The sequence below is a fragment of the Paenibacillus hebaui genome, assembly GCF_051934385.1.
Classification (GTDB): Bacteria; Bacillota; Bacilli; order Paenibacillales; family Paenibacillaceae; genus Paenibacillus.
The window spans coordinates 645,195-668,299 of the sequence record NZ_CP196836.1 but is presented as its reverse complement, the minus strand read 5'-3'; the positions used below and the strand labels follow the sequence as shown (position 1 = coordinate 668,299).

17 protein-coding genes and 1 pseudogene are annotated in these 23,105 nt (G+C 43.6%); 4 read left to right on the top strand and 14 right to left on the bottom strand.

Annotated elements, in window-relative coordinates; all coding sequences use genetic code 11:
* Positions 1-128: 128 nt before the first annotated feature.
* On the bottom strand, positions 129-1,334 hold the full coding sequence (locus ACR32F_RS02975) for a TraB/GumN family protein (protein ID WP_440115998.1): 1,206 nt from the start codon (positions 1,332-1,334) through the stop codon (positions 129-131).
* A 1,857-nt stretch (positions 1,335-3,191) separates the two neighbouring features.
* Here ACR32F_RS02975 and ACR32F_RS02970 point away from each other — a divergent pair.
* Together ACR32F_RS02970 and ACR32F_RS02965 are read left to right on the top strand one after the other, a co-directional pair.
* Complete coding sequence (locus tag ACR32F_RS02970) at positions 3,192-3,590, top strand: CopG family transcriptional regulator (RefSeq protein ID WP_076329996.1); 399 nt, start codon at positions 3,192-3,194, stop codon at positions 3,588-3,590.
* A 50-nt stretch (positions 3,591-3,640) separates the two neighbouring features.
* Positions 3,641-5,356, top strand: a complete 1,716-nt coding sequence (locus tag ACR32F_RS02965; RefSeq protein WP_440115996.1) for an ABC transporter ATP-binding protein — start codon at positions 3,641-3,643, stop codon at positions 5,354-5,356.
* A gap of 329 nt (positions 5,357-5,685) precedes the next feature.
* On the opposite strand, the gene ACR32F_RS02960 is transcribed toward ACR32F_RS02965, so the two are convergent.
* Positions 5,686-10,878 carry an amino acid adenylation domain-containing protein gene (locus ACR32F_RS02960; RefSeq protein WP_440115994.1) on the bottom strand — a complete coding sequence of 1,731 codons (5,193 nt, stop codon included), beginning with the start codon at positions 10,876-10,878 and terminating at the stop codon, positions 5,686-5,688.
* Between the two features lie 54 nt (positions 10,879-10,932).
* Between ACR32F_RS02960 and ACR32F_RS02955 the strand changes: the two are divergent.
* Positions 10,933-11,508, top strand: a pseudogene (locus ACR32F_RS02955) (IS110 family transposase); the annotation flags it as partial.
* A 471-nt stretch (positions 11,509-11,979) separates the two neighbouring features.
* On the opposite strand, the gene ACR32F_RS02950 reads toward ACR32F_RS02955, so the two are convergent.
* The 5 genes from ACR32F_RS02950 to ACR32F_RS02930 all read right to left on the bottom strand — a co-directional run bounded on the left by ACR32F_RS02950 (position 11,980) and on the right by ACR32F_RS02930 (position 16,305).
* Positions 11,980-13,278 carry an ABC transporter permease gene (locus ACR32F_RS02950; protein WP_440115992.1) on the bottom strand — a complete coding sequence of 433 codons (1,299 nt, stop codon included), beginning with the start codon at positions 13,276-13,278 and terminating at the stop codon, positions 11,980-11,982.
* Entirely contained in the window at positions 13,271-14,173 is a 903-nt protein-coding gene (locus ACR32F_RS02945) for an ABC transporter ATP-binding protein (protein ID WP_440119663.1), read from the bottom strand. The genes ACR32F_RS02950 and ACR32F_RS02945 overlap by 8 nt, the downstream gene beginning before the upstream one ends.
* Positions 14,174-14,193: 20 nt before the next feature.
* The gene (locus ACR32F_RS02940; RefSeq protein WP_440115990.1) at positions 14,194-15,090 is read right to left on the bottom strand and encodes an ATP-binding cassette domain-containing protein; all 897 of its coding nucleotides are present in this window, start codon (positions 15,088-15,090) and stop codon (positions 14,194-14,196) included.
* A 15-nt stretch (positions 15,091-15,105) separates the two neighbouring features.
* A complete protein-coding gene (locus tag ACR32F_RS02935) occupies positions 15,106-15,495 on the bottom strand; it encodes a GntR family transcriptional regulator (RefSeq protein WP_440115988.1) in 390 nt (129 codons plus the stop codon).
* 96 nt (positions 15,496-15,591) lie between these two features.
* Positions 15,592-16,305 (bottom strand): hypothetical protein, encoded by a 714-nt coding sequence (locus ACR32F_RS02930; RefSeq protein ID WP_440115986.1) that lies wholly within the window; start codon positions 16,303-16,305, stop codon positions 15,592-15,594.
* Between the two features lie 458 nt (positions 16,306-16,763).
* On the opposite strand from ACR32F_RS02930, the gene ACR32F_RS02925 reads away from it, so the two are divergent.
* Positions 16,764-17,084 carry a hypothetical protein gene (locus ACR32F_RS02925; protein ID WP_440115984.1) on the top strand — a complete coding sequence of 107 codons (321 nt, stop codon included), beginning with the start codon at positions 16,764-16,766 and terminating at the stop codon, positions 17,082-17,084.
* Positions 17,085-17,187: 103 nt separating this feature from the next.
* Here ACR32F_RS02925 and ACR32F_RS02920 read toward each other — a convergent pair whose 3' ends face one another.
* The 7 genes from ACR32F_RS02920 to coxB all read right to left on the bottom strand — a co-directional run bounded on the left by ACR32F_RS02920 (position 17,188) and on the right by coxB (position 23,028).
* The gene (locus ACR32F_RS02920; RefSeq protein ID WP_440115983.1) at positions 17,188-17,559 is read right to left on the bottom strand and encodes a hypothetical protein; all 372 of its coding nucleotides are present in this window, start codon (positions 17,557-17,559) and stop codon (positions 17,188-17,190) included.
* A 15-nt stretch (positions 17,560-17,574) separates the two neighbouring features.
* Entirely contained in the window at positions 17,575-18,039 is a 465-nt protein-coding gene (locus ACR32F_RS02915) for a DUF420 domain-containing protein (protein ID WP_440115981.1), read from the bottom strand.
* 37 nt (positions 18,040-18,076) lie between these two features.
* Positions 18,077-19,000, bottom strand: a complete 924-nt coding sequence (ctaG, locus tag ACR32F_RS02910; RefSeq protein ID WP_440115979.1) for a cytochrome c oxidase assembly factor CtaG — start codon at positions 18,998-19,000, stop codon at positions 18,077-18,079.
* A gap of 106 nt (positions 19,001-19,106) precedes the next feature.
* On the bottom strand, positions 19,107-19,427 hold the full coding sequence (locus tag ACR32F_RS02905; RefSeq protein ID WP_440115977.1) for a cytochrome C oxidase subunit IV family protein: 321 nt from the start codon (positions 19,425-19,427) through the stop codon (positions 19,107-19,109).
* 3 nt (positions 19,428-19,430) lie between these two features.
* Positions 19,431-20,057 carry a cytochrome (ubi)quinol oxidase subunit III gene (locus ACR32F_RS02900; protein WP_440115975.1) on the bottom strand — a complete coding sequence of 209 codons (627 nt, stop codon included), beginning with the start codon at positions 20,055-20,057 and terminating at the stop codon, positions 19,431-19,433.
* A complete protein-coding gene (gene ctaD, locus ACR32F_RS02895) occupies positions 20,054-21,904 on the bottom strand; it encodes a cytochrome c oxidase subunit I (protein WP_440119662.1) in 1,851 nt (616 codons plus the stop codon). The genes ACR32F_RS02900 and ctaD overlap by 4 nt, the downstream gene beginning before the upstream one ends.
* Positions 21,905-21,975: 71 nt before the next feature.
* Positions 21,976-23,028, bottom strand: a complete 1,053-nt coding sequence (gene coxB, locus ACR32F_RS02890) for a cytochrome c oxidase subunit II (protein WP_440115973.1) — start codon at positions 23,026-23,028, stop codon at positions 21,976-21,978.
* Positions 23,029-23,105: the final 77 nt, after the last annotated feature.

Genomic DNA, 23,105 nt, shown 5'->3' with positions numbered 1-23,105 from the left:
TTACAAATGAAGTTCTCCTTTATAAGGGATAATGTTGTTGTATAAAATGAGATTTGAGTGTACTTCTATGGATAAATACATAAAAGACAAGCCATTAGGCTTGCCTTTGTTAAACCACTTCAGTTATTTTATTTACGCTCAACGGTATAACCTTTATCCTTCAACAACTGGATGACCCCATCCTTACCCAGGAAGTGACCTGCGCCAACCACGATAAAGTACTCCTCTTTTTTATCACTTTTCAGGTATCCATCGATTTTGTCTGCCATCCCGATATTTCGATCGATTAACATCGCTTTGTTATATTCTGGATCGCCAGCGATGCTATTAGTGAATTCAAGCAATCCCTGGTCATCCCCGGTTTTCCACATTTCAGCCATCTGGTTGACAGTGTCATCCAGGGTACCAAAATTGTCGAGTGCAGTATTCAAATTCTTCTCTTGCAGGTCCTTGGAGAACCCATTGAACATTCCTAACTGGGATTCATAGGATTCCAGCTCCAGCACGGGTATTTTGCGTTCAACAGCTTTCTGGATGAAATACAGATCAATCCCCGCAGCTGCTTCGTATCCGGCTTTCCCTGATTTCAGACTACTGATGGTCGTTTCCGCCACCCATGGTTTGAATGCATCAAGCGCATTGGCTTCCAGGCCACTTTGTTTTAAAATATTACCGAGCTTAGCATATGTTTCCTTGGACACATGATCCTTCAGTGTTGTTCCGTCCTGATACGTCCCCATATCCATAATCAGTTTCTGCTGGGCTTCATCGGCTGCTTTGCTGATATCGATCTCCACACCGAGATAATCGGCCTCTACAAAAGCCTTCTCAAATTCCTGACGCAATGGGTAGAAGCTATCGTCTGCAATATGCATGGACCCTACCAGATACACCGTATTTCCATTATGCTCGACTTCCCACATGAAACCACGGGCACCTTCCCCCGTTGCTTTGGACACCAAAAGCACGGTGCGGGATTGCTGATCCCAGCGAACTTCGTAGCCTGCTGCCTCACCCACGACCCGGATGGGAGCATACGTCACGCCGTTAATCAGCTTCGTTTTGCTTTTCAGCGTGATCTCCTTGCCATCCACAATCAGATGAAGTGTGCCATGCTCAACATCTCTCAGTTTGATATTCATCGCTTGAAGTGTTGTTCTCAACGGAACCAGGGTTGAACCCTGATCCACGATAGGCGAGTGTATGGTATAGTCTATCGTTTGATCATTGACCTTTAATCCCGTCTGCTGCGGAGCAGCCATAGCCGGGGCCGCTGTTGCCAGCAACCCTGCAGAAATGATAAGCGATAAGAGTGATTTTCTCCAATTTTTCATATCAAATATGTTCTCCCTTAAAATTCAGAATGAAGTGCATGGATCGTCGTCATTTTGAACCTAATATGCACATGTGTGTTGGCCTTCTGCTATTAGTCATCGTTGTCATACATATCCATCATCATCAACTCAACAACAACTATCACACACACATGTGCGTTGTCATAATTAATGAGAATAAATCAGCAAAAAGGGCCTATGTAAAAACAAATATTTTCATAATTAATAAGAAAACTTTATTATAACTTTTGAATTCATCAGTGATTTTCAAAATTAGTGAGAAAAAACACAAACCTCACTTTGTATCTTTATGCATGATAATGGATACTGATTTTAACCTTATAATTTATTTTAATTGTAACACAAAAAAAAGACTGCTCTATGTATTAGATAACAGTATTGGTTAAAACAATATATTCATTTTTAGTTAAATTACTCTTACATCGTTACTACAATATAATAGAGTTTAACACTCATACTTGTTATATATCATTTTTTGGATGTTGCTATATCTTGCAACATGTGATGAAAAGAATATCATCGCAAAAAATTTCTACTCCCTCTCTTTAAGAGCAGTGTATTAAATATTTAAATACTGGAAAGTTTAACTTACTAGATTTTATTCCTGGGTGCCATATATTACGAGGAGGTTAAATGCAAATTAGAATGCAGACTATCTAAATATTCCAGTAATTCAGAAATTGTTCTATCGATAAGGGAACATCAAATCACAGAAGGATACTTCGTAGTGTATTTTGAGGAGATTTAAAATCTACAAAATGGTCTCATATAAATTACTCGATTTATCATTACAATACTTCTTCATTGATTAGGTTTCTAAAAAGGTTTTATTTCTATCTTAAATGATTAAAAAGAGACGTTTTTTTCATAATTTACGTTCTTCACTGCCCATATCCCATATTTTCTTTCTTATTAGAAGTATCGCCATAAAATTTAACATCTATACATATCTCTCTGGAACTGCTTAACCTCCTTTGTCCATTTACCATGGTATGGGTTTATTTCATTTTTCTCCCTCGCCCCCTCAACGGTTAACAACTCATAGTAAACTCAGTTAGTCCGGTGCTCCCCGCTTCCGTGTTCATTAATTCATGCTCTAGTAAGCCACTAATTGTTCTCTCTGCATGAATTCCGACGAAAATCCCCAATGAATGCCTTTAGCAGACGTTACTGCTTTAGTTGCACTTAAACAGCAACTTTATTTTCCAATATGATTAATTCACATATTTCTTAGTCCTATTTGTCTGAATTTATATACTCATCGTACCCTGGAGGCAATAGTATAATCGATCTTTTTATGATAGTACTAAATATTAAAAGTCCACTGATAGCCGGGGCTCTTAGATATTTCGTATACAGCTACTTCAGGCCGCATATTTGATTAACGCTCGTTCCAATCTTAATGGCCAAATCGGTGAATGACATTTACAAAGAATGAAATCCTTTGAATTCATGATTTAAAGTGAGAAAAGTAACTCATATGGACTGAATTTATTGAAAAGGCATCATACCCGATTAACTATTTTTTCTAATCTACATTGAAACAATGTTCTTGTCTGTCTCGGAACCAAGTTCCTAATCCCGGGATTCCATGTTTTGTTCTTTAATTGAAGATAATCAACTATACAAAATTAATATTCCTACACTTCTAAAGAACATAGTTTTATTGAACTTGAATTTTAACCCTCTCTAACATATAATCTATATAGATGGTGTATGGATGGTGTATGGATGGTGTATGGATGGTGTATGGATGGTTATTGCCTTTTTACACTTCCGTAGATCGATTTCAATTATATTTAACCATACTAATAGTGCTGAGGAGTTGAATCTAAAATGGACAATATTGATAAAACAGAGAAAATAACCATTAATATTGGTGTTGTTGATCTCGGTCACATTGATCTTCTAGTTGAACAAGGATTTTATTCGAATCGAACCGATTTCATTAAAACTTCGGTGCGAAATCAAATTTCAACGCATCAACAATACATACAACACGAGATATCCAGCAAGGTGCTAGCTGCGGGCGTAGTTCACTATAACCAATCTGATCTAGTTGAGCTGTATAACAAAAATCAAAGTCTGGAGATCAGATTAATTGGTATGCTCATCTTGGATCCAGATGTTACTCCAGAAGCGATATACAAAACAGTAAAAGTAGCAAAAATTTTTGGTGTTATCAAAGCTAGCCCGCAAGTAAAAGCTGCATTGGAAGCGATAAAAAAGAAATAGTTTTTTAAACTATTCAGAAACTTAATGAATTTTCATAAGAGGTGGAACGCATGAAGTTTATAGGACCGTACTTAAAACAATACTGGTATCTCTATGTACCCTTAGCCTTTACGACACTTATTGGTATTGCACTAAATTTATCCCTTGCTTGGTTTATCTCAAGAATAACTGATGTAGCCGTAATACAAGACTCCTCGCAATGGATGTTTATGATTTATGCAGGATGTATTATCGTAGGTGTACTCGGTTTCAATGCTTACACTGATACATATTTAAAAGCTAAAGTGGCCAGTATGATTCGTAATGATCTCAAGAAGAAAACAATGAGCACACTCCTTCAATTAAAACAATCCTTCTACGATAAGAATCATTCTGGACAATTGGTTACCCGACTGACTAATGACAATTCAATGGTAGGTGATGCGCTCGGGAATACACTAATAGAGCTAATTAAAAACCCTCTTCTCGCTATTTTTTCCTTCATCTATTTAGTTTCGATAAACTGGAAACTGGCAATTATATGCTTGTTAATTGGACCAATTACCTTAGCCGTTGCAGCCTTGTTTGGTAAAGCTATGAGAAGACTCTCAAACGATTTACAAAATCAAAATGGACAGACTTCCAGTTATTTACAAGATGTTCTGGGATCAAGTATTATCTTCAAAACTTTTGCACTAGAAAACATTTTCCATAAAAAATTCGTGAAACAAGCAGAAAAAATTTTAAAATTGGAACTTAAAAACGGTAGAATGAACGGCGCATTAGATTCTACTACACAAGTTGTTGCAAACATTGCATTCATTATTGCATTCATTCTTGGCGCATATTTCGTTTCTCAAGGCGATATGACTATAGGAAGCTTACTTGCTTTTATCCAACTTATGAATTACTTAATTATGCCGTTCACAGCATTCTCAGGTATATGGGGACATTTTCAGTACTCTATGGGTGCCGCAGACCGGATCTCTGAAATTTTGGACGTTTCGCAAGAACCATCAACCGTACCACACGATGCAAAACCAGTTAAAACTTCGTTTAACAATTTGAGCTTGAAACAAGTTCACTTTGAATACGAGAATGAATCTGTAATAAATGACTTATCCGTTAATATTAGCAGGGGTGAGTTTATCGCTATTGTTGGGCCAAGTGGTAGCGGAAAATCAACCTTATTTAAACTATTACTGAGTCTATATCCTAGTTCAAAAGGAAGCATTTCAGTCGATGGCCAGTCTTATGAAAGCTTGAGTGAAGAAGATGTCAGAAGATACTTCTCTATGGTACCCCAGGAGCCTTATCTCTTTTCCGGAACTATTCTTGAAAACATCAAGTACGGAAATCCGGATGCAACAGAGGAAGAAGTCATTCAGGCAGCAATTCACGCGAATGCTTATGAATTCATTACTGGCTTGACAGATGGATTTCAAACTGAAGTTGGCGAAAGAGGCTCAAACCTTTCTGGTGGCCAGAAGCAACGCATCGCTATAGCACGAGCAATTCTCCGTAACGCACCGATCTTACTTTTAGATGAAGCTACGGCATCCTTAGACAACGAGTCAGAACGCCTTGTTCAGGAAGCTTTGAATAAAATGATGATTGGGAAGACAACTTTAGTCATTGCACACCGTTTATCAACCATTCAAAGTGCAGACCGAATTCTTGTAATGAAAGACGGACAAATCGTTGAGAGTGGTAATCATGATGAACTGTTGAAAAGACAGGCACATTACTTCAACTTGTACAACAAAAACTTAGCTTCAGCAAACTAATTTCATAAATGCTTAGGCGGGCAGTACTCAAGTCGTTTCTCTACTTGGCACTGCCCTTAACTTTGAGTTGTTTTTATTTTTTGAGTCTTAACTCCTGAAACCATAGCTTAATTCCCCTTCCTTTCTTAATAGAAACAACTCACCTTTGTCTATTCCTGCAAAATAACAATATTGTTGTATCAAAGAATTATTACTTCTACACAAACGAGAAGTTCATAAATAGAAACATGGGGTGCTCCTCGTAATCTTGATGACTATGGAGACGCCCCATGCTTTATCTACCTTATTCCCGCTTTAAATTGTCTGAAAGAATGCCACTTACTTTAATCTTATAGCTTTTCTAAAGTTTTGAGACTTACATTTTCAGCAATCTTGCGTACAGAAGGATACTTGAAAACCATCGAATCCTCTATTGTAATATTTTGTTGTTCCAATTTAATCTCAACATGAATAGCGTTAATGGAGTTCCCGCCAATTTCAAAGAAATCATCTTCTACTCCAAAATCAGATCTCCCTAAAACTTCAGTCCATATGTCATAAACCAACGTTTCCAACTTACCTAAAGGTTCAGACGACTTCTGGTCGGGATGCAACTGACCTTCAAACGGAACTTCCTTAAGTTTTCTTCGATCAATCTTTCCATTCGCATTTAATGGCATCGCTTCGACCACAACATATTGGGTAGGAATCATGTAAGTAGGAAGAATGTTTTGAAGATATTTCTGGATTTCTTTAGCAGAAATGTCTTGCTTAATAACCAAATAAGCAACCAACATCTCCATACCTTCTCCGCTAGGATCTGTATTTACTATTACTGCAGTATTTATAATCGATTCATGACGCAACAGAACCGCTTCAATCTCTGACAGTTCAATTCGATAACCCCTAATTTTCACTTGATTATCGGCACGTCCAATGTAATCAAGATTTCCGTCGGGTAGCCAACGTGCTAAATCACCCGTTTTGTACATCCGAGCGCCAGGGTTAAAAGGATTTTGAACAAACGCCTTTGCGGTAAGGTCCTCACGGTTCCAATACCCCCTTGCTATACCGGCCCCAGCTATGCACAACTCCCCAACAATCCCTATTGGCTGCAGCCTCTCTTCTTCATTCAGAATATAAATCTGAGAATTGATAATTGGTTTGCCTATGGATATGTGACTTCCATCTGTCAATTCTTGCACAGTTGACCAAACTGTGGTTTCAGTCGGTCCATACATATTGTAGATTCTAGCCGAAGTTACTTGAGACAAACGGTTCAAAAGCGTTGGAGGTAGTGCTTCCCCACCAAGCAATATGGCCGATAAATTGCTAAAGCAATGACCAACTCCTGCATCCAATAGTAGTCTTAGGCGCGACGGAGTTAGTTGGATGATGTCAGCGTATTGCGACGAAACTAGTTCACTTAATACCTTTGGACTTTGGATTTCGTCTTCCGTCGCCAGTACTACTGTTGCCCCCAACATCAGTGGAAGTAGACTTTCTAAAACAAAAATATCAAAGGAAACAGTGGTTAAGCTTAATACAGTACTTTCCGAAGAAATTGGTAAGCGATCTCTCATTCCTTCACAGAAGTTCTTCAGACCTCGATGTTCAAGCATGACTCCTTTGGGACGACCAGTTGACCCTGATGTATAAATCACATAAGCTAGATCGCCTGCTTCAGGATAATTGGAAAGTTCAATGTTGTCTTCCCGTAAATCTTCATCATAATGTACAGCAATTTCTATTTGGTGAATTGACTCACTGATATAACCTGAAAGACTACCATCAGTCACTATGAAACGAGCATTACAATCTTCCAACATGTATTGAATCCGATCCTCTGGATGTTCCGGATCAATCGGAACATAGGCTGCACCTGCCTTCAGAATCCCCAACATGCCAGAAAGCAATTCAATAGATCGTTTGGAAACTAAACCAACTAAGGATTGTTTCTCTAGTCCCTGTTCCAAAAGCAATCTTGCAATTCGATTCGCATGTTGATTCACTTCTCGATAAGTCCAGGAAGTTTTACCACATATGATGGCTGTCTTATCCGGGGTCAATTCAACGTACTTTTCAAACTGTACCAGGATAGTTTCATCTTTTTCAAAATAAACTTCAGTATTATTGAAAGTCTCCAATAACTGTCTGCGCTCATTTGAACTAACTAAGTCCACATCAGCCAATTTAATAGATGGATTTGATGCAATCTGAATTAAGAGTAATCGCCAATGTTCCGCGAATCGTTCCATTGTAGCCCGCTCAAATAATCTACTTGCATATTCAACACCAACTTCAATGCCATCCTTGATCTCTGTCACTTGCATTGAAAGATCTAACTTCGCTACACTTTCTGGCAAAGGAAGCATTTCGTATTCCAAATTTCCTATTAAGTTAGTTGAGACTTCCAAGTTCTGCATAGAGAACAAAACATCGAACAACGGATTTCGGCTTAAATCCCTTTTTAGATCTAATTGCTCAACTAATCTTTCAAACGGATAGTCTTGGTGTTCAAATGCTTTTATGGTGTCACTTTTAACTTCACTTAAGAAGTCGAGGAACGATTTCTCCTTATTCGGACGTCCTCGTAACGCTAGGGTGTTGATGAAAACCCCAAACATATCATGAACATCAGCATGATTTCGCCCAGCAATTGGAGTCCCTACAATAATGTCATCTTGACCGCTATATTTCCCTAACAACACCTGGAAAGCGGCAAGTAATACCATATATAGTGTACTTCCAGTCTCTGTAGCAAGCTTGTTAAGTCCATCAGATAATTCCTTGTTCAGATGAAATACTAAACTATCACCTTCGAAGCTCTGTTTGGCAGTTCTAGGATAATCAGTAGGAAAACTTAATACAGGTAATTCTCCACTAAAGGTATCCAGCCAGAAAGTCTCTTGGTGCTGTATACGCTTAGTGGATAGTTGCTTTTGTTCCCACACTGCATAATCCTTATAACCTATCTCCAGTGTTTCCAATGCGGATCCCTCATAGTATCTAGAAAGATCTTTCCAGAATATCTGCATAGAAGTACCGTCTGAAATGATATGGTGCATATCTATGAGAAGAACAAATTCCGCTTCTTTGCATTGAAGTAGTCTCGCTCTAATTAACGGAGCCTCATTCAGTTCAAATGGATGGATGAAGCCAAGCATACTATCATATATTTGTTTCTCCAGTGTCTGATTGTCCCCTTGGAAACGAAGATCTCTTTTTTCCAAGTAGAATGGTACTTTTTCATGAATTCGTTGTACAGGCTGATCGTCCAACCATTCAAATGACGTTCGTAAAATTTCATGGCGTTCAATAACCCGGAGTATAGCTTGTTCCAATTGGTCAGGCTTCAACTCCCCATAGAGCCTCACAGCCACAGGCATGTTGTAGGTTGTTTGCTTGCCCTCCATCTTATTTAAAACGAGCATCCTTTTTTGAGTTGAAGAAACCGGGTACACTTCTTTAGGCTCACTACGAGAGATTGGTTCGTAAGCAACTTCTATCGAATGGCTAGCAATATCCGCCAAGGTCTCTAATACAGGATTTTTAAAAATCACTTGAAGTGTTAATTCGACCTTTAGTTTAGCACGAACAAGTTGAATTAAATTCATTGCCTTCAGTGAATGTCCACCAAGCTCAAAGAAGTGATCGTCGATGCTGACTTGGCTGACTCCCAGCACTTCCTGCCAAATTTCCGCCATGTCTTCTTCCATTTGAGTTCTTGGTGCCACATAAGATGTTCTCGCTGCCTTCGCCTCTTCCGGCTCCGGCAGTGCATTTTTATCTACCTTCCCATTCGACGTCAGCGGTAGCTGGCTCATAATGACGATTCGGCTAGGCACCATATATTCAGGCAGGATTCTCAGTAAACCACTTCTCAGTTGTGATCCGGTTGTTCCCTCTTCTACGGGTACGCAGTAAGCACACAGGTATACTTGCTCCTCCTGATCTTTCCGTGGCACAACCACGGCCTCACGCACACCATCCATCTGGTCCAGCGCAGCTTCGATTTCACCCATTTCAATACGGTACCCTCGAATTTTTAACTGCTCATCTTTCCGACCAAGGTACTCCAGTGTTCCATCCGGCAACCAACGTGCCAAGTCTCCGGTCTTATACATTCGTTCCCCAGGTTTATCTGGGTGAGCTACAAATTTCTCCGCCGTGAGCTCTGCTCGATTTAGATACCCGCGAGCAAGACCCATCCCAGCTATACACAGTTCCCCGGCAACGCCAATGGGTTGCATCCGTCCGGCCTCATCCATGATATAAATTTCCGTATTATCGATGGGACCACCAATCGGTACAGATCCTTGCGTTTGACCAGCCGGTCTCTGCCACATGGTTGCACATACTGTACTTTCGGTAGGTCCATAGGCATTAATATAAGTGATTCCTTTGGTGTGCTCCAATAAGCTTTCGGTCGCAGCGGATCCCGCTGTAATCAGCATCCGCAGTTTAGGTAGGAGTTGAACATCAACATACAGTGCAAATCCTGGTGGTAATGTCGCTATCGTCACCTGTTTCTCCGCCATCCACTGTGTCAGTTCCCATGCATCCCGTACCGTTTCACGGTCTGGCATACATAACACAGCGCCTAATAGCACGCTTTGGGTGATCTCCCACACCGATGCATCAAAGGAAATGCTCGCGAATTGAAGGATATGATCTGAAGAAGTGATATTCATTCGATTACAGAACATTTGTCTTAAGTTCGCAACACCTCGATGCTCTACCATCACACCTTTTGGCTTTCCAGTCGATCCTGATGTATAGATGACATAAGCGATATCTCCAGCTGCATTCGTTCGCATCGGATTGACTACTTCTTCCGCTTCTTCGGCCAATGCTTCCATACAAACGCTGCTCACACCATGCTGAGTGACCCGTTCTTCAAGATGGCTTTGCGTTAACACCACGTCCACGCCACTATCCATCAGCATATAGGCAATGCGTTCTTCTGGATAATCAGGATCCAGCGGAACGTAAGCCCCTCCTGCTTTCCAAACCCCTAGAATTCCTGCAATCAACTCGACCGACCGATCTGCCATAATGCCGACGAGACGTCCTGCGCCAATGCCCGTTGCTTGCAAATGCCAAGCCACTCGATTCGCCAACCGATTCAATTCATCATACGTCCAACAAGTTTCATTGAAGATCAGTGCGGTTGCTTCCGGTCTTTCTGCCACCTGTTCTTCAAACCAGTCTGCTGCCGTTTTCTCGATATCTAACGGAACTTCCGTGCGATTAAATCGATGTAGCTCTTCCCGTTCAGGCTCGGATATCATTTCGATGGCTCCGATAGTTAGCTCCATTTCAGATGCAATCTCCTGAAGGAGTTTTAACCAATGATCCCCCATCCGCTGTACGGTCGTACGATCAAACAGCTGACTTGCATATTCTAAGCCAAAGACAATACCCACATCGGTTTCCCAGGCTTCTAAAGTTAAATCAAACTTAGAAATACTCCATTCAATCTCTAATGGATCCAGTTTTAATTCAGACAAACCCCAATCATCTATAGCTGTGTTTTGCATCGAAAATAAAGCATCAAACAGAGGGTTTCGGCTCGCATCCCGTCTAACTTCGGGCGTTCAGAGGGCTGGATTAACCAACGGATTCAGCGGTTGCTAGACGCGGCAAAGCAAAACCCATTTCAGCAAACCATGTATGCGAGCCACTTAATCAATTTGAAAGTTCTTATTACCCTTATTCTTCAGTACCAAGAGCACCTTGCTGAACTGGAACAGAACATGGATGCTCTGGCTGAAGAAATTGAAGAGTATGAATTAATTCAGTCGATTCCCGGTATTGGGCATAAAATTGCTGCAACAATTTTATCTGAAATTGGAGAAGTCGACCGATTTGATCATCCTAAAAGGCTAGTCGCCTTTGCAGGCATTGATCCGAGCGTCTTTGCTTCCGGTAAATTTACAGCAACTCGAAACCGAATCACGAAACGCGGTTCCAGGCAGTTGCGTTACGCACTGGTAATGGCTGTTCAGTGTGGGCTTATACGCTCTGGAAATATGCGAATCAAAGCGTTCTATGATCGCAAGAGAGCAGAAGGAAAACCACATAAAGTAGCTCTAATCGCATGTGCAAATAAGCTCGTCCATTGGCTCTATGCAATCCTGAAAAATAAAAAGGAGTTTCGTCCAATTTAAAAGATTCCATTGGCATAACCTTCCAAGAAACAACGGAATTGGAGGGTTATTTGGCATGCTCATTTTAACTATACCACATGATTTAGAATCCCTTTACTGGTAATCTTGACAAGCTATTAGCTGGTATAGCTTAATGAAATAGATCTCATATTCTAATCGACAATGACACAAAGTTCTTGTCCTTTTCGGCAAAGGAACCAAGTTCTTGTCCTCAGCATGGGACAAGAACTTGGTTCCTTAAAACAAAAAAGTCGCTATATTAGCGACTTTTAATGGAACAATGTTCTTGTCCTGCGACATTTTTTTTACAATTGTAGTGGATAAGTGTAAGAAACCTACGTTTTCGTCAAAATCAACGCATACTAATGCATAAAAATACATTTCTCATTAATTATGAAAAAGTTTTCTCATAAATTATGAAAATATTATCACTAATTATGACAACGCACACATCATCAGTCACAAATTTAATCAGATCTTATACGCCTTCATCGCCTTGAACAATTCCTTGAACGTTGGGCGTTTGCCATACATCAGCACACCTGTACGATAGATTTTGGCTGCGAGCCAGCCGAAGATGACAATGGATACCACGAGAATGGCCAAGGAGGTCAGGATCTCCCACGTTGGTGCAACTCCTGCCCCGATCCGTACCAAAATTGCTGTTGGTGATGTGAACGGAATGAAGCTTGCTACTTTCAACAACAGGATGTTCGGTGACGCAATACTGAAGATGGCGATATAGAAGGAAACCAGGGACAACATTGTGATTGGCAGCACGGCCTGACCCAGTTCCTCTGTCCGACTCACCATGGAGCCGATTGCCGCAAACATTACTGCATACAGGAAGTAACCCAGAATGTAGAAGATAAGTCCATATACAATGACTGCAACGTTCACATCACTGAGGTTCATGTTGAAATCGCTCAATACATCACGGTTATGCGGTAACAGCATATTCCCGGCAACCACCGCACCGAAAATACCGATTTGCAGCAAACCTACCATGAAAATACCGATAATTTTACCAAACATCTGACTGAGCGGAGACACACTCGTAATCAGAATTTCCATAATACGCGAGCTCTTCTCGGCTGTAATTTCAGAAGCAATCATGTTGCCTGTCATCATCGTTGAAGTGAACAACAGGATAATTAACAGATAAACAACGATGTAGTTGATGCCGCTCATGCTACCTTCCGACTCCGCAGCAGCTCCGTTTTGATCAGAATCCAGACTTTGCTCTGTCAGTTTCACCGGCGTACTAATAAGCTCTTTTTGCTCCACTGTAAGTGTATCCTTCACCACCACATCGAGCTTCACAATCTGCAATGCAGCTTCGATGGGAGCTACAACCTGCGGAGAGATATCTTCGCTTGAGTACAGGACAGGCTGTGGAAAATCTTGCCCCGCAACAGGCTCAAATTTCAGGTAGCCATCCAGAAGCTCCGACTCCACATCGGCTTTGAGTGCCGCTTCATCTTTACTCGCATCGTTAACGAAGTGATATGTCTCGTTGCCTTGCGCGGATGAGTACGCCTCCAGCTTCTCGGCTACCTCCGTTTGCCCCGCGCTCAGAAGACCGATATTCACAAGTTGACTTCCGCTTGCACCTCCGCCAATGGGACCACCGTTAAATAAGGTAATGAAATATGGAACATTAAGTCCAATCGTAATTAAAAGTGCAAGTACAATGGTTGTCACCATGAAAGACTTCGTTTTCACTTTGTTTTTGAATGTAAATCCGGTAATCGTCCCCATTTTATTCATTAGACTCACCTACCTCACGAATAAAGATTTGGTTAAGCGTTGGTTCCTTGATTTCAAAATGCTCAACTGTCGTTTGAGCCATCGCTGCTCTCAGAATTTCTTGAGCGGCTTCCATCTGACCGATATGGATCAGGTATCCGCGCTCATTTTTCTCCACCTTTTTCACTCCAGGCAGCAGTTCCAGACCATCCACATTGCCCGTTGTGCTCAGGAATACCTGCTCACGTGGATAACGACTCTTGATCTCCTTGATCTCTCCCTGCACAACCGTATTGGAGCGATGCAATATGGTTATCTGACGGCATAATTCTTCGACATGCTCCATGCGGTGTGTCGAGAACAGAATGGCTGTGCCTTCGTCACGCAATTCCTTGACCGTGGACTTGAGTAATTCCACGTTCACCGGATCAAGCCCGCTGAAGGCTTCATCCAGAATCAAAATTTGCGGTCTGTGCACAACTGCAGCAATAAAGCCCATTTTTTGTTGATTCCCTTTGGATAGCTCCTCAATCTTTTTGTCGTAATACTCAGGTACTTCGAATCGATCCAACCAATATTTCAGGCTCTGATCCGCATCCTTACCATTCATGCCGCGCAGCCGGGCCAGATAGTTGATTTGATCACTGACCTTCACCTTGGGATACAGACCACGCTCTTCCGGAAGATAACCCATAATCTGCTGTAATTCCGTGCTGTAAGGTTTGCCGTTGTACTGGATGCTTCCTCCGTCTGGGTGAATCAGCCCAAGCACCATACGCATCGTTGTTGTTTTGCCTGCGCCATTGGCTCCAAGCAGTCCGTAAATCTCCCCTTCTTTTACATTAAGCGTCACACCGTTAACTGCCGTTTTGTCTGCATATTGCTTGACTACCTGCTTTAATTCCAATCGGTTCATCATGTATCGTCTCCCTTCGATTATCTCCACTGTGCCGGTGCATACCCGGCAACCCAGAATGCCAGCACTTCATCCAGTTCCAGGTTTCGTATCTTCATGACCCGAATTCCTGCAAGCTCCAACCGTTCCTGTGCTTCACTCACCCGGGTTGTAATGACCCGGATCAGCCCGTTCTCTTCCTGCACCGATTCAACAACACCAGGGATGCTCTCGGGCCGCAGTTCACCTTCATACCAGATTTCCTTCCATTGATCGAGTACGACATCTTTCTCCGCCATCCCCAGAGACTGTCCGCGGTGCATCAGCACGATGTAGTCCGCAAGCCGTTTTACTTCATCCGCAATATGTGTGGCAATCAGAATGGTGGTGTCTCCCTCCGCCATGAAGGTACGGAACTGCTCAACCATCACTTTCCAGGCAAAGGGGTCCAGTCCTGATGAAGGCTCATCCAGCAGCAACAGTTTTGGTCTGGCTGCGAGAGCAGCGGCGATCTCGAATTTGCGTCGCTCCCCTTTGGACATTTTGATTAGCTTCACATCACCCGGGACATCCATCTCATTCATTAGTTGGTTAAACAGCTTCATATCCCAGCGTGGATACCAGTAGGCCCGAAAATCGGCTGCTTCATGTGCAGTAATCCGGTTCTCTTCGAGCCCACTGTTGTCGGCCACAAAACCGATCTGCTGTCTCAGTTCAATGGGAAGCGGTCCCTCATGCTGCTTGCCAAACCATATAATCTGGCCGCTATCTGGCAGCACCACTTGTTGCAGCATGTTAAGAAGTGTGCTTTTGCCTGAACCGTTATGTCCCAGAATTGCAACTACGTACCCTTCCGGAATAGCCAGATCGATAGGGCCAATAACTCTGCGTTTTCGCATTTTGGATACACCGTTCAACTGAACTGCTATGGGTTCCATGAATCAATCACTTCCTTACTTCCTATAGATGTCCTTCAGGACTTCCCGGAACAGAGTCTCCATTTCTTCTTCCGTGCACCCTACCGATTTTCCGGACTGCACCGCAGCCTGCATCGCTTCCTGTGCGGCCTTCAATCTATAATTTTCTCTATCGCCGGCTTCTACATGAGCCACAAATGTACCCGTCCCCTGCTTCGTGCGAAGCAAGCCTTCGTTCTCCAGATCCTGATAGACCCGTCTAACGGTTATAACACTGCAATTCAGTGATCCAGCGAATTCACGAATGGACGGCAAATGTGTTCCCTCCCCCAATTGACCTGTTATGATTAAAGATCTTAACTGATTTTCAATTTGGTGGTATAAAGGTTCAGCGCTATTTTCATTAATTTGAATGGGTATATTCACATCTTGCACCTCGCCCTCCGGTACACTTCAGTCAGTCTGTGACATAACAGCGCCGGTTTCATCCTGTATTCGTACATACGCTCATATCTCATACATTTAACTCAAATCCCGATAGGCCAGCTTCTTCAGTGTCAATCGACTGAATAACCATAATCCCGCCAAGCCGACTACCAAAGTGATCCACATGATCGGAGACAACAAACTCCATGATTGGCTCATATCTATTACAAGCTGCAATCCATGGCTTCCTGTCATTCGAATTAGCATGGAGATTACCACGGTGAACGGAATGAACAGTATACTGAGAAGCAAATATTTTTTGCCACTGTGCAAAAACTCTCCATAAATATAGAAGCCTGTCATGAAAAGTCCGTATCCTGTCCAAGTTACGCAAAAGGCCAGATATTGATCCCATCGGAACCCTTCGGAATAAAGTCCAACCACATATAATGATCCGTAGAAGAAGATACCATTGTACGCAAACGCCATCAGAGACTGCTGGAGTCTGGACCACATCACGGTCTGTTCAGGAATAGGAAGTCTGCGATAATAGGCCAGCATCTGTGTATAGGAATCATCCTGTATGTAACGAAAGGATCGTCTGCTGAATAAGAACCCTTGGAAGGGCACCATGATTAAAAAATAGGCATCTGCAAAAGGATTCAAAAAATCCGTCTGTTGTTGTCCCATTAACATCACACCACCCATACCGCCGGAGTATATCATGAAGATTACGGTCCACAGCCATTGGAGCCTATCCTTGTTCATTTCACTGCGGGTCAGCCACCAAGCCTGCTTCCATGCGTTCATATCATTGCCTGCCTTTCCATCTGTCATTGGAACACGTTGCTCACTGTGTTTACTGTATATATCAATATACATAGTATACAGACCACTCACTTATCCCGTCAACCCCTTATTTTCCTGAATCAGGAAAGCAGGATGGGATTCATCGCAGATTTACGTTAAAATAAAAATGATTCTTAACATACCGTGGTTCATTGTAATATCATTCATTTAACTAAACATTTACACGATAACGGAGAGGTCAGAAATAACCTGAAGAAACGAAGCGTTCGCCTAAAAGCTTTCTGAAAGAAAGCTACATCGTAAGCATAAGCTTATCCCCGGATTTCTCCTTGTCAGTCACAAAGGAATCAAAAAATCTGGGGAAAACAGCGATCGGAAGGTTGTTCTGTCATCGGAGTGTCAGTGTAAATATTCATTAGTTGAACTTATATAGGTACATAGAAAGGATTGATTCGTCTATGGATTCGCTGATTGAGATTGGGTTTGTGTTCCTTTTCCTTATCGTGGTCATCTGGCTAATCGTTCGCGATGAACCCCAACGACATTCTGCCAAAAAAGGCAAACATCGTATGCGGCGTAACAACAGCTATACGGATTCTTCTTCGGCATACCCGTTCATTACCAATGAAGAATCCCATACTCATCATTCCAAACACACTCACAACCACAAGCACCATGAAGGTGATTCTTCTTCAGGACATCATCACCATCACAGCAGTGATAGCGGGGGCAGTAATGACAGTGGTGGGGATAGTGGTGGTGGGGGTGGCGGAGATTAAGATATCTCCACAAAAAAAAGAGCTGTACCCGATATTGTGTGAACACAATTCGGAACAGCTCTTTCCTGTTTCCAAGCAACTGATTACAGAAGAGGTCTTACGATTAAACGAGGTTGTAGCCACTAGGCAGACTGCGATTACTGCGGATTGCGCGAATCTCAGCCAGCGTTAACCGTTGATTGGTGGAGATCAGGGATTCCACATCATTGCCACGGATCAGATCATCCAAATCTCTCAAGTTGGTGTTGCCTCGGAAGACACGGAATCCACCTTGAAAGTTAGGGCGCGTAAACACAACCAGCGTTGCATTCGAACTTGTTGAGAAGAAGCGCAGACTCTCCACCCCATCTAATATATTATCCAGGTTGCGAAGGCCCCTGTTGCCACGATAAATGTGGCTTCTCCCTCTGTAGTTCTCTTCTGAATACACCGTGAGACGCGGATACGTTTGACTGATGTTGACTGTTTTTTTCACCTGTTGCTCATATCTTTACGCCCCGAGGATAACTTCCCATACCGGACGTGTATGCCCTCCAGGATACAATAAATATAACAAAACATATACGATGACGCCTGTTATGGCACTGCTAAACCAAATCATCGAAGTGAATCGTCCCCAGCGTCGATGCGTCTTGAATCTCTTTTTGAAGCCCAGCACCAGTGTGGAAATTCCAAAAACCGCCGCAACAGTAGCGAGAATAATATGGAAGATCAGAAATATACGATAGTATATCTCCATCTCCGGGTCCCCGCCCCAAGCCGTATTTCCAACAAAGATGGTACGGGACATATATATGACAAAAAACAGCAAAGCAGCAACGGCCCCAGCAACCATCGCGGTTTGATGCGCCTCCCGTTTGCCACGAATAATCAGTACCCAACCGACTCCCACTAGAATGGCACTAATCAGAATGAAAGAAGTACTGATTGTGGGTAGCCAAAAATATATATCCATCGTGTGTTTCCCCCTCTTGTCCAAAACATGACTTATGTTATTTCGCTGCAGGATTAAGCGGTCCTCCTGTTTTCTCTACGGGATAAGGATCGTCGTCATCTTCCTTATTTTCTTTCTTATACCAATGGAAAAAGACGTAGGCCAGCATCGAGGCAAAGATGCCCTCCTGAATAAATTTCATCACAATGCCTCCCACCTGCTGGTCTTCTTTGGCTGAGGATAAGAAGTTAAAGAAGGCGGGTCCACCGAACGATCGCAGCAATGCCGAAGAATCTCCAGACACACAATACCGCATCGCTTCAGCCCATACCGCAGGATTACTGTATGTCTGATACAACGGCTCAGATGCAAAAATAATCAATCCACATGCAGGTGTAAGCAACACCATGTTTAGAAAAATAAATCCAATCTTCGACAAACCTGATGCCTGTCTGCCCTCTGGTAGCGGATTCAGCAGTGTCCACCACATGAGCATGGAAGTGACGAAAAGTGCGATGTAATACAATCGATGAACCGTAAAGTTCAGCATCACATAATCATGTACAACCGGCAGATGATATAACGAGAACAACCCGTTAAATACAACAGCAGCCACAATAGGATGCGCCAAAAAGGATAACTGCCGTGTAGGCAGCCAACGGATAATTCTGCGCCACACCCAGAGCGGCAACCCCTTCATCAGTAGTGGTGGTGCCACAAGATAGGACAACGCCATACTCACCATATGGAAGCTGAACATCACATGACCCAGCAGGTTGAATGGCCCGGCTTGGGCCAGATACAGAACTGCCAGACCTGTGATAAACATGATTTTCTGAGTAACGCTGGCGGGTTCTGCTTCCTTAATTCGCTCACTGAGCGGACCTACGAGCACCAAATACGCTGCTACAATAAGCAGATACAAGGACAGAACAAGCGGACTCCATAGATCGTTAAAACTGAAATATTGCAACCCGAGCATACGGGAGACCTCCCCGTGACCTGTTTTGGTTGTTGCCTGAATCCTTTACGAGATGGATACGCCTAAAAGGGGAAAAGACGGCGACAATGCCCCGCCGCCATCTCTTTTACCACCAAACCCAATAGAGTGCCATAATGATGCATGTAAAAGCTACGAAGAATCCGAAGGCCATGAACAGGATCGGCATCAAATGTCCTTTGTCCTTCATGTGCATCCAGTAACCGAGTTGTACAAACACCTGAAGGATCGCCATGACCAATAATATAATGATCGTAAAGGTTGTATTGACTCCTCCCGCAGAAGCAGCCGCGAACGCAATCAGCGTTAGGATGATCGAGAAAATAAACACAACGACGTGTTTCTGTGGTCCTTCCGTCCGGTGACGGTGCTTCACAGGTTGCTGATCTGACTTATCCTGTACAGACATGTGTTACCCCACCTTTCCGAGCAGGTACACGACCGTAAAGATAAACACCCAGACCACGTCAATAAAGTGCCAGTACATTGCGGAGACGTATACTTTAGGTGCAGTTACGACCGTCAACCCTTTTCTGAACAATTGCCCGATAATGAGTCCGATCCACACAATACCAAATGCAACGTGAGCTCCATGGAAACCTACCAGTGTATAGAAGGCTGAACTGAATGCACTCGTGGTCATGCCAAACTCTTTATGTTTCACATATTCATAGAACTCGTAAATTTCCAGACCGAGAAATCCAAGACCAAGTACAACGGTAATCCCAAGCCACAACGCGAGCGCATTACGCTTGCCCTTGTGCATGGCCTGAATGGCGAACACACTCGTCAGACTGCTGACCAGGAGAATAAAAGTGGCTGCTGCCACCAGTGGCAGATGAAACAGTTCATTCGCCGACGGTCCATCATTGGTTTGGCCACGGAGAGCGAGAAAGGTTGCGAAGAGTGTTCCGAACAACACCGTCTCGCCGCCAAGGAACAGCCAGAAGGCGATAAGCTTATTACGTCCCTCTAGCGTTGCTTTCTCCGGTTCATGCGGCAAATTGTCGTTCACCGGTTCGGCATGTGAGGTTGTCATGTTCTAGCCCCCTTCTCATCCTGATCCTCCGGTTCAATATGCCAACCATGATCATCATAAAGTGAACGCAGTGCCATCGCTCCAAATGTAATCACGAGACCGATAATAACTACAATATAATTGTTGAACAGCCCGTTCATGAATGCATTACCGAAATCATCCTTACTGAACATAAAACCAAGTCCAGCAATAAAGATCCCCACGGACATCACAAACGGCAGCGGAGTTGCTGACGGCATATGAATCGAACCTACCGGCTCGGCCGGTGTCATCTCCGTATGTCCCGCCATCTTTTCCTTCCAGTACGCATCAATTCCACGTACCAGTGGAGTCTGCTTGAAGTTGTATTCCGGTGGTGGAGAAGGGATCGACCATTCCAGTGTACGGCCATCTTCCCACGGATCATTCGGCGCATCAGCCGGTTTTCTCATCGTGATTACAATGTTCACGAGGAACATGATAACCCCAACACCCATCAGAAATGCACCGATGGAGCTCACCAGATTCAACAGGTCAAAATCCTGATTCGGCAAGTATGTAACGATCCGGCGCTGCATTCCCATCAGACCGAGGAAATGCTGTACAAAGAACGTTAATTGGAAACCGATCATAAATGTCCAGAATGTCCATTTGCCGAGCGTTTCACTCAGAATACGTCCGAACATCTTCGGCCACCAGTAATGCAGTCCCGAGAACAACCCAAGCACCAGTCCCCCTACAATAACGTAGTGAAAGTGAGCCACAACAAAGTACGTATCATGGAACTGGAAATCCGCCGGAGCAGATGCCAGCATGACACCGGTAACGCCGCCCATAACAAAGGTTGGGACAAACCCTACGGCAAAGAGGTTCGCCGCAGTAAAGCGGATCTGACCGCCCCACATCGTAAAGAGCCAGTTAAATATTTTGATCCCTGTTGGTACAGCAATCAGCATGGTCGAGATAGAGAAGAGTGCATTGGCTACATTCCCCAGACCCGTTGTAAACATGTGATGTGCCCATACCATGAAGCCCAGAAAGGCAATCAGGATGGTCGCAAACACCATGGAGCTGTAACCAAACAATCTTTTGCGCGCAAAGGTTGGAATAACTTCCGAGATAATACCAAATGCTGGCAAGATGAGAATGTATACTTCCGGGTGCCCGAAGATCCAGAAGATATGTTGCCAGAGTACCGGGTTACCGCCACCTGCAACATCGAAGAAATTCGCTCCCAGTATACGGTCAAACGTTAACAATACAAGTCCTACCGTAACGGCAGGGAATGCAAAAAGGATAATGGCTGATGTAATAAATGTCGTCCAGGTAAACATCGGCATCCGCATATAGGACATTCCCGGTGCACGCATCGTAATGATGGTAGCGAGAAAGTTAATGCCCCCGATGAGTGTTCCCAGACCTGCGATCTGAAGACCGATCGTGTAGAAATCCACACCGTGCGTCCCACTGTACTCGCTGCCAGAGAGTGGCGTATACGAAGTCCAGCCCGCATCCGGCGCCCCTCCCATAACCCAGCTCAGGTTCAGCAATAGTCCACCAAACAGGAACGTCCAGAAACCCAGCGCGTTAAGAAAAGGAAATGCAACGTCCCGTGCCCCGATCTGCAAAGGCACCACGGCATTCATCACCGCAAATATAAGCGGCATGACACCCAGGAAAATCATCGTTGTTCCGTGCATTGTAATCAATTCGTTAAAGACCTGTGCCGATACAAAGTTATTCATCGGCTCCATCAGCTGAATCCGAATCAAAATGGCTTCAATACCGCCGATTCCGAAGAAAAATCCACCCGCAACCAAATAGAGAATGGCGATTTTCTTGTGATCGACGGTGGTGATCCAATCCATCAAGCCCCTGTACCGCTTGACGCTATGAGCATGAGCCAAGGTTGTGTACCCCCTTCATCGTCCTTGCTGTTCTATTCATAGTCCAATTTGTAGTTGGCCAGATATTCGGCAATTCCGTCGATTTCTGCATCCGTGAGTCCAAGATCCTTCGGATTTGGCATCGTATTGCCTGGCTTCACAGATTGTGGATCATGGAGCCATTCTTTCATGTTGTCCAGCACCGGTTTACCGTCTTCCTGACCTTCGCCCTGATTCAGCAAAATGCCTGCAACGGATTGTTTACCACCGATTCCTGTCAGGTTAGGCGCAACCGGTCCACCCTGATCGCCAACGGCGTGGCAAGAAAGACAATTGGTTTTGAATTTTTCTGCCAATTGAGTATCTTCTGGCAGCACTGCCGGTGCTTTCATCTCATTGACCCATTTGTCAAAAGATTCCTGACTCACTGCTTTTACCTTAAACTCCATAAAAGCATGGGATCTGCCGCATAATTCAGCACACTTTCCTCGGTAAACGCCTTCATTAGGCGCTGAGAAGCTGAACTTGTTAATGGTTCCATCCGGGTTTGTGTCCATTTTGCCCGCAAGTGACGGCACCCAGAAGGAGTGAAGCACGTCAGCGGTTTTTAATTCGAATGCAATTTTCTTGCCGGTCGGGATGATAAGATCTTGAGCGGTGGTTACATCATATTGAGGATAAGTGAATTCCCACCAGTACTGATGTGAGGTGACTTTGACCTGAATTGCGTTTTTGTCTTTGGACAGATCTTCACCTTGGGCAAAAATCGTTTGTACCGTCGGTACTGCCAGAACAATAACCAGCAATAACGGAATGGCTGTCCATATTACTTCCAGCTTGAAATTGCCTTCAACCTGTTCGGGCATCTCATTCTGCCCTGCTCGTCTGCGAAACCGGATCAAGACATAGGCAGCAATGGCAAATACAATGATGAGCACCACGATCATAATCGCAATGGACAGCTTCATCAGATCATATTGGCCTTGCGCCACAGGACCCTGAGGTTTCATTACCGACAAGTCTTCCCGCCCGCATGCGGATAGCAGCAAAGAGAGTACCGCCAGCAAGGGGAGAATTCGCTTTGTAACCTGCCACTGTTTCATCATTGATCTACCCCACTTTTTTACGTTTTCGTAGATTACCGTTGTCGCCCGGAACAAACTCACTTTAAGCCAGTTTCATC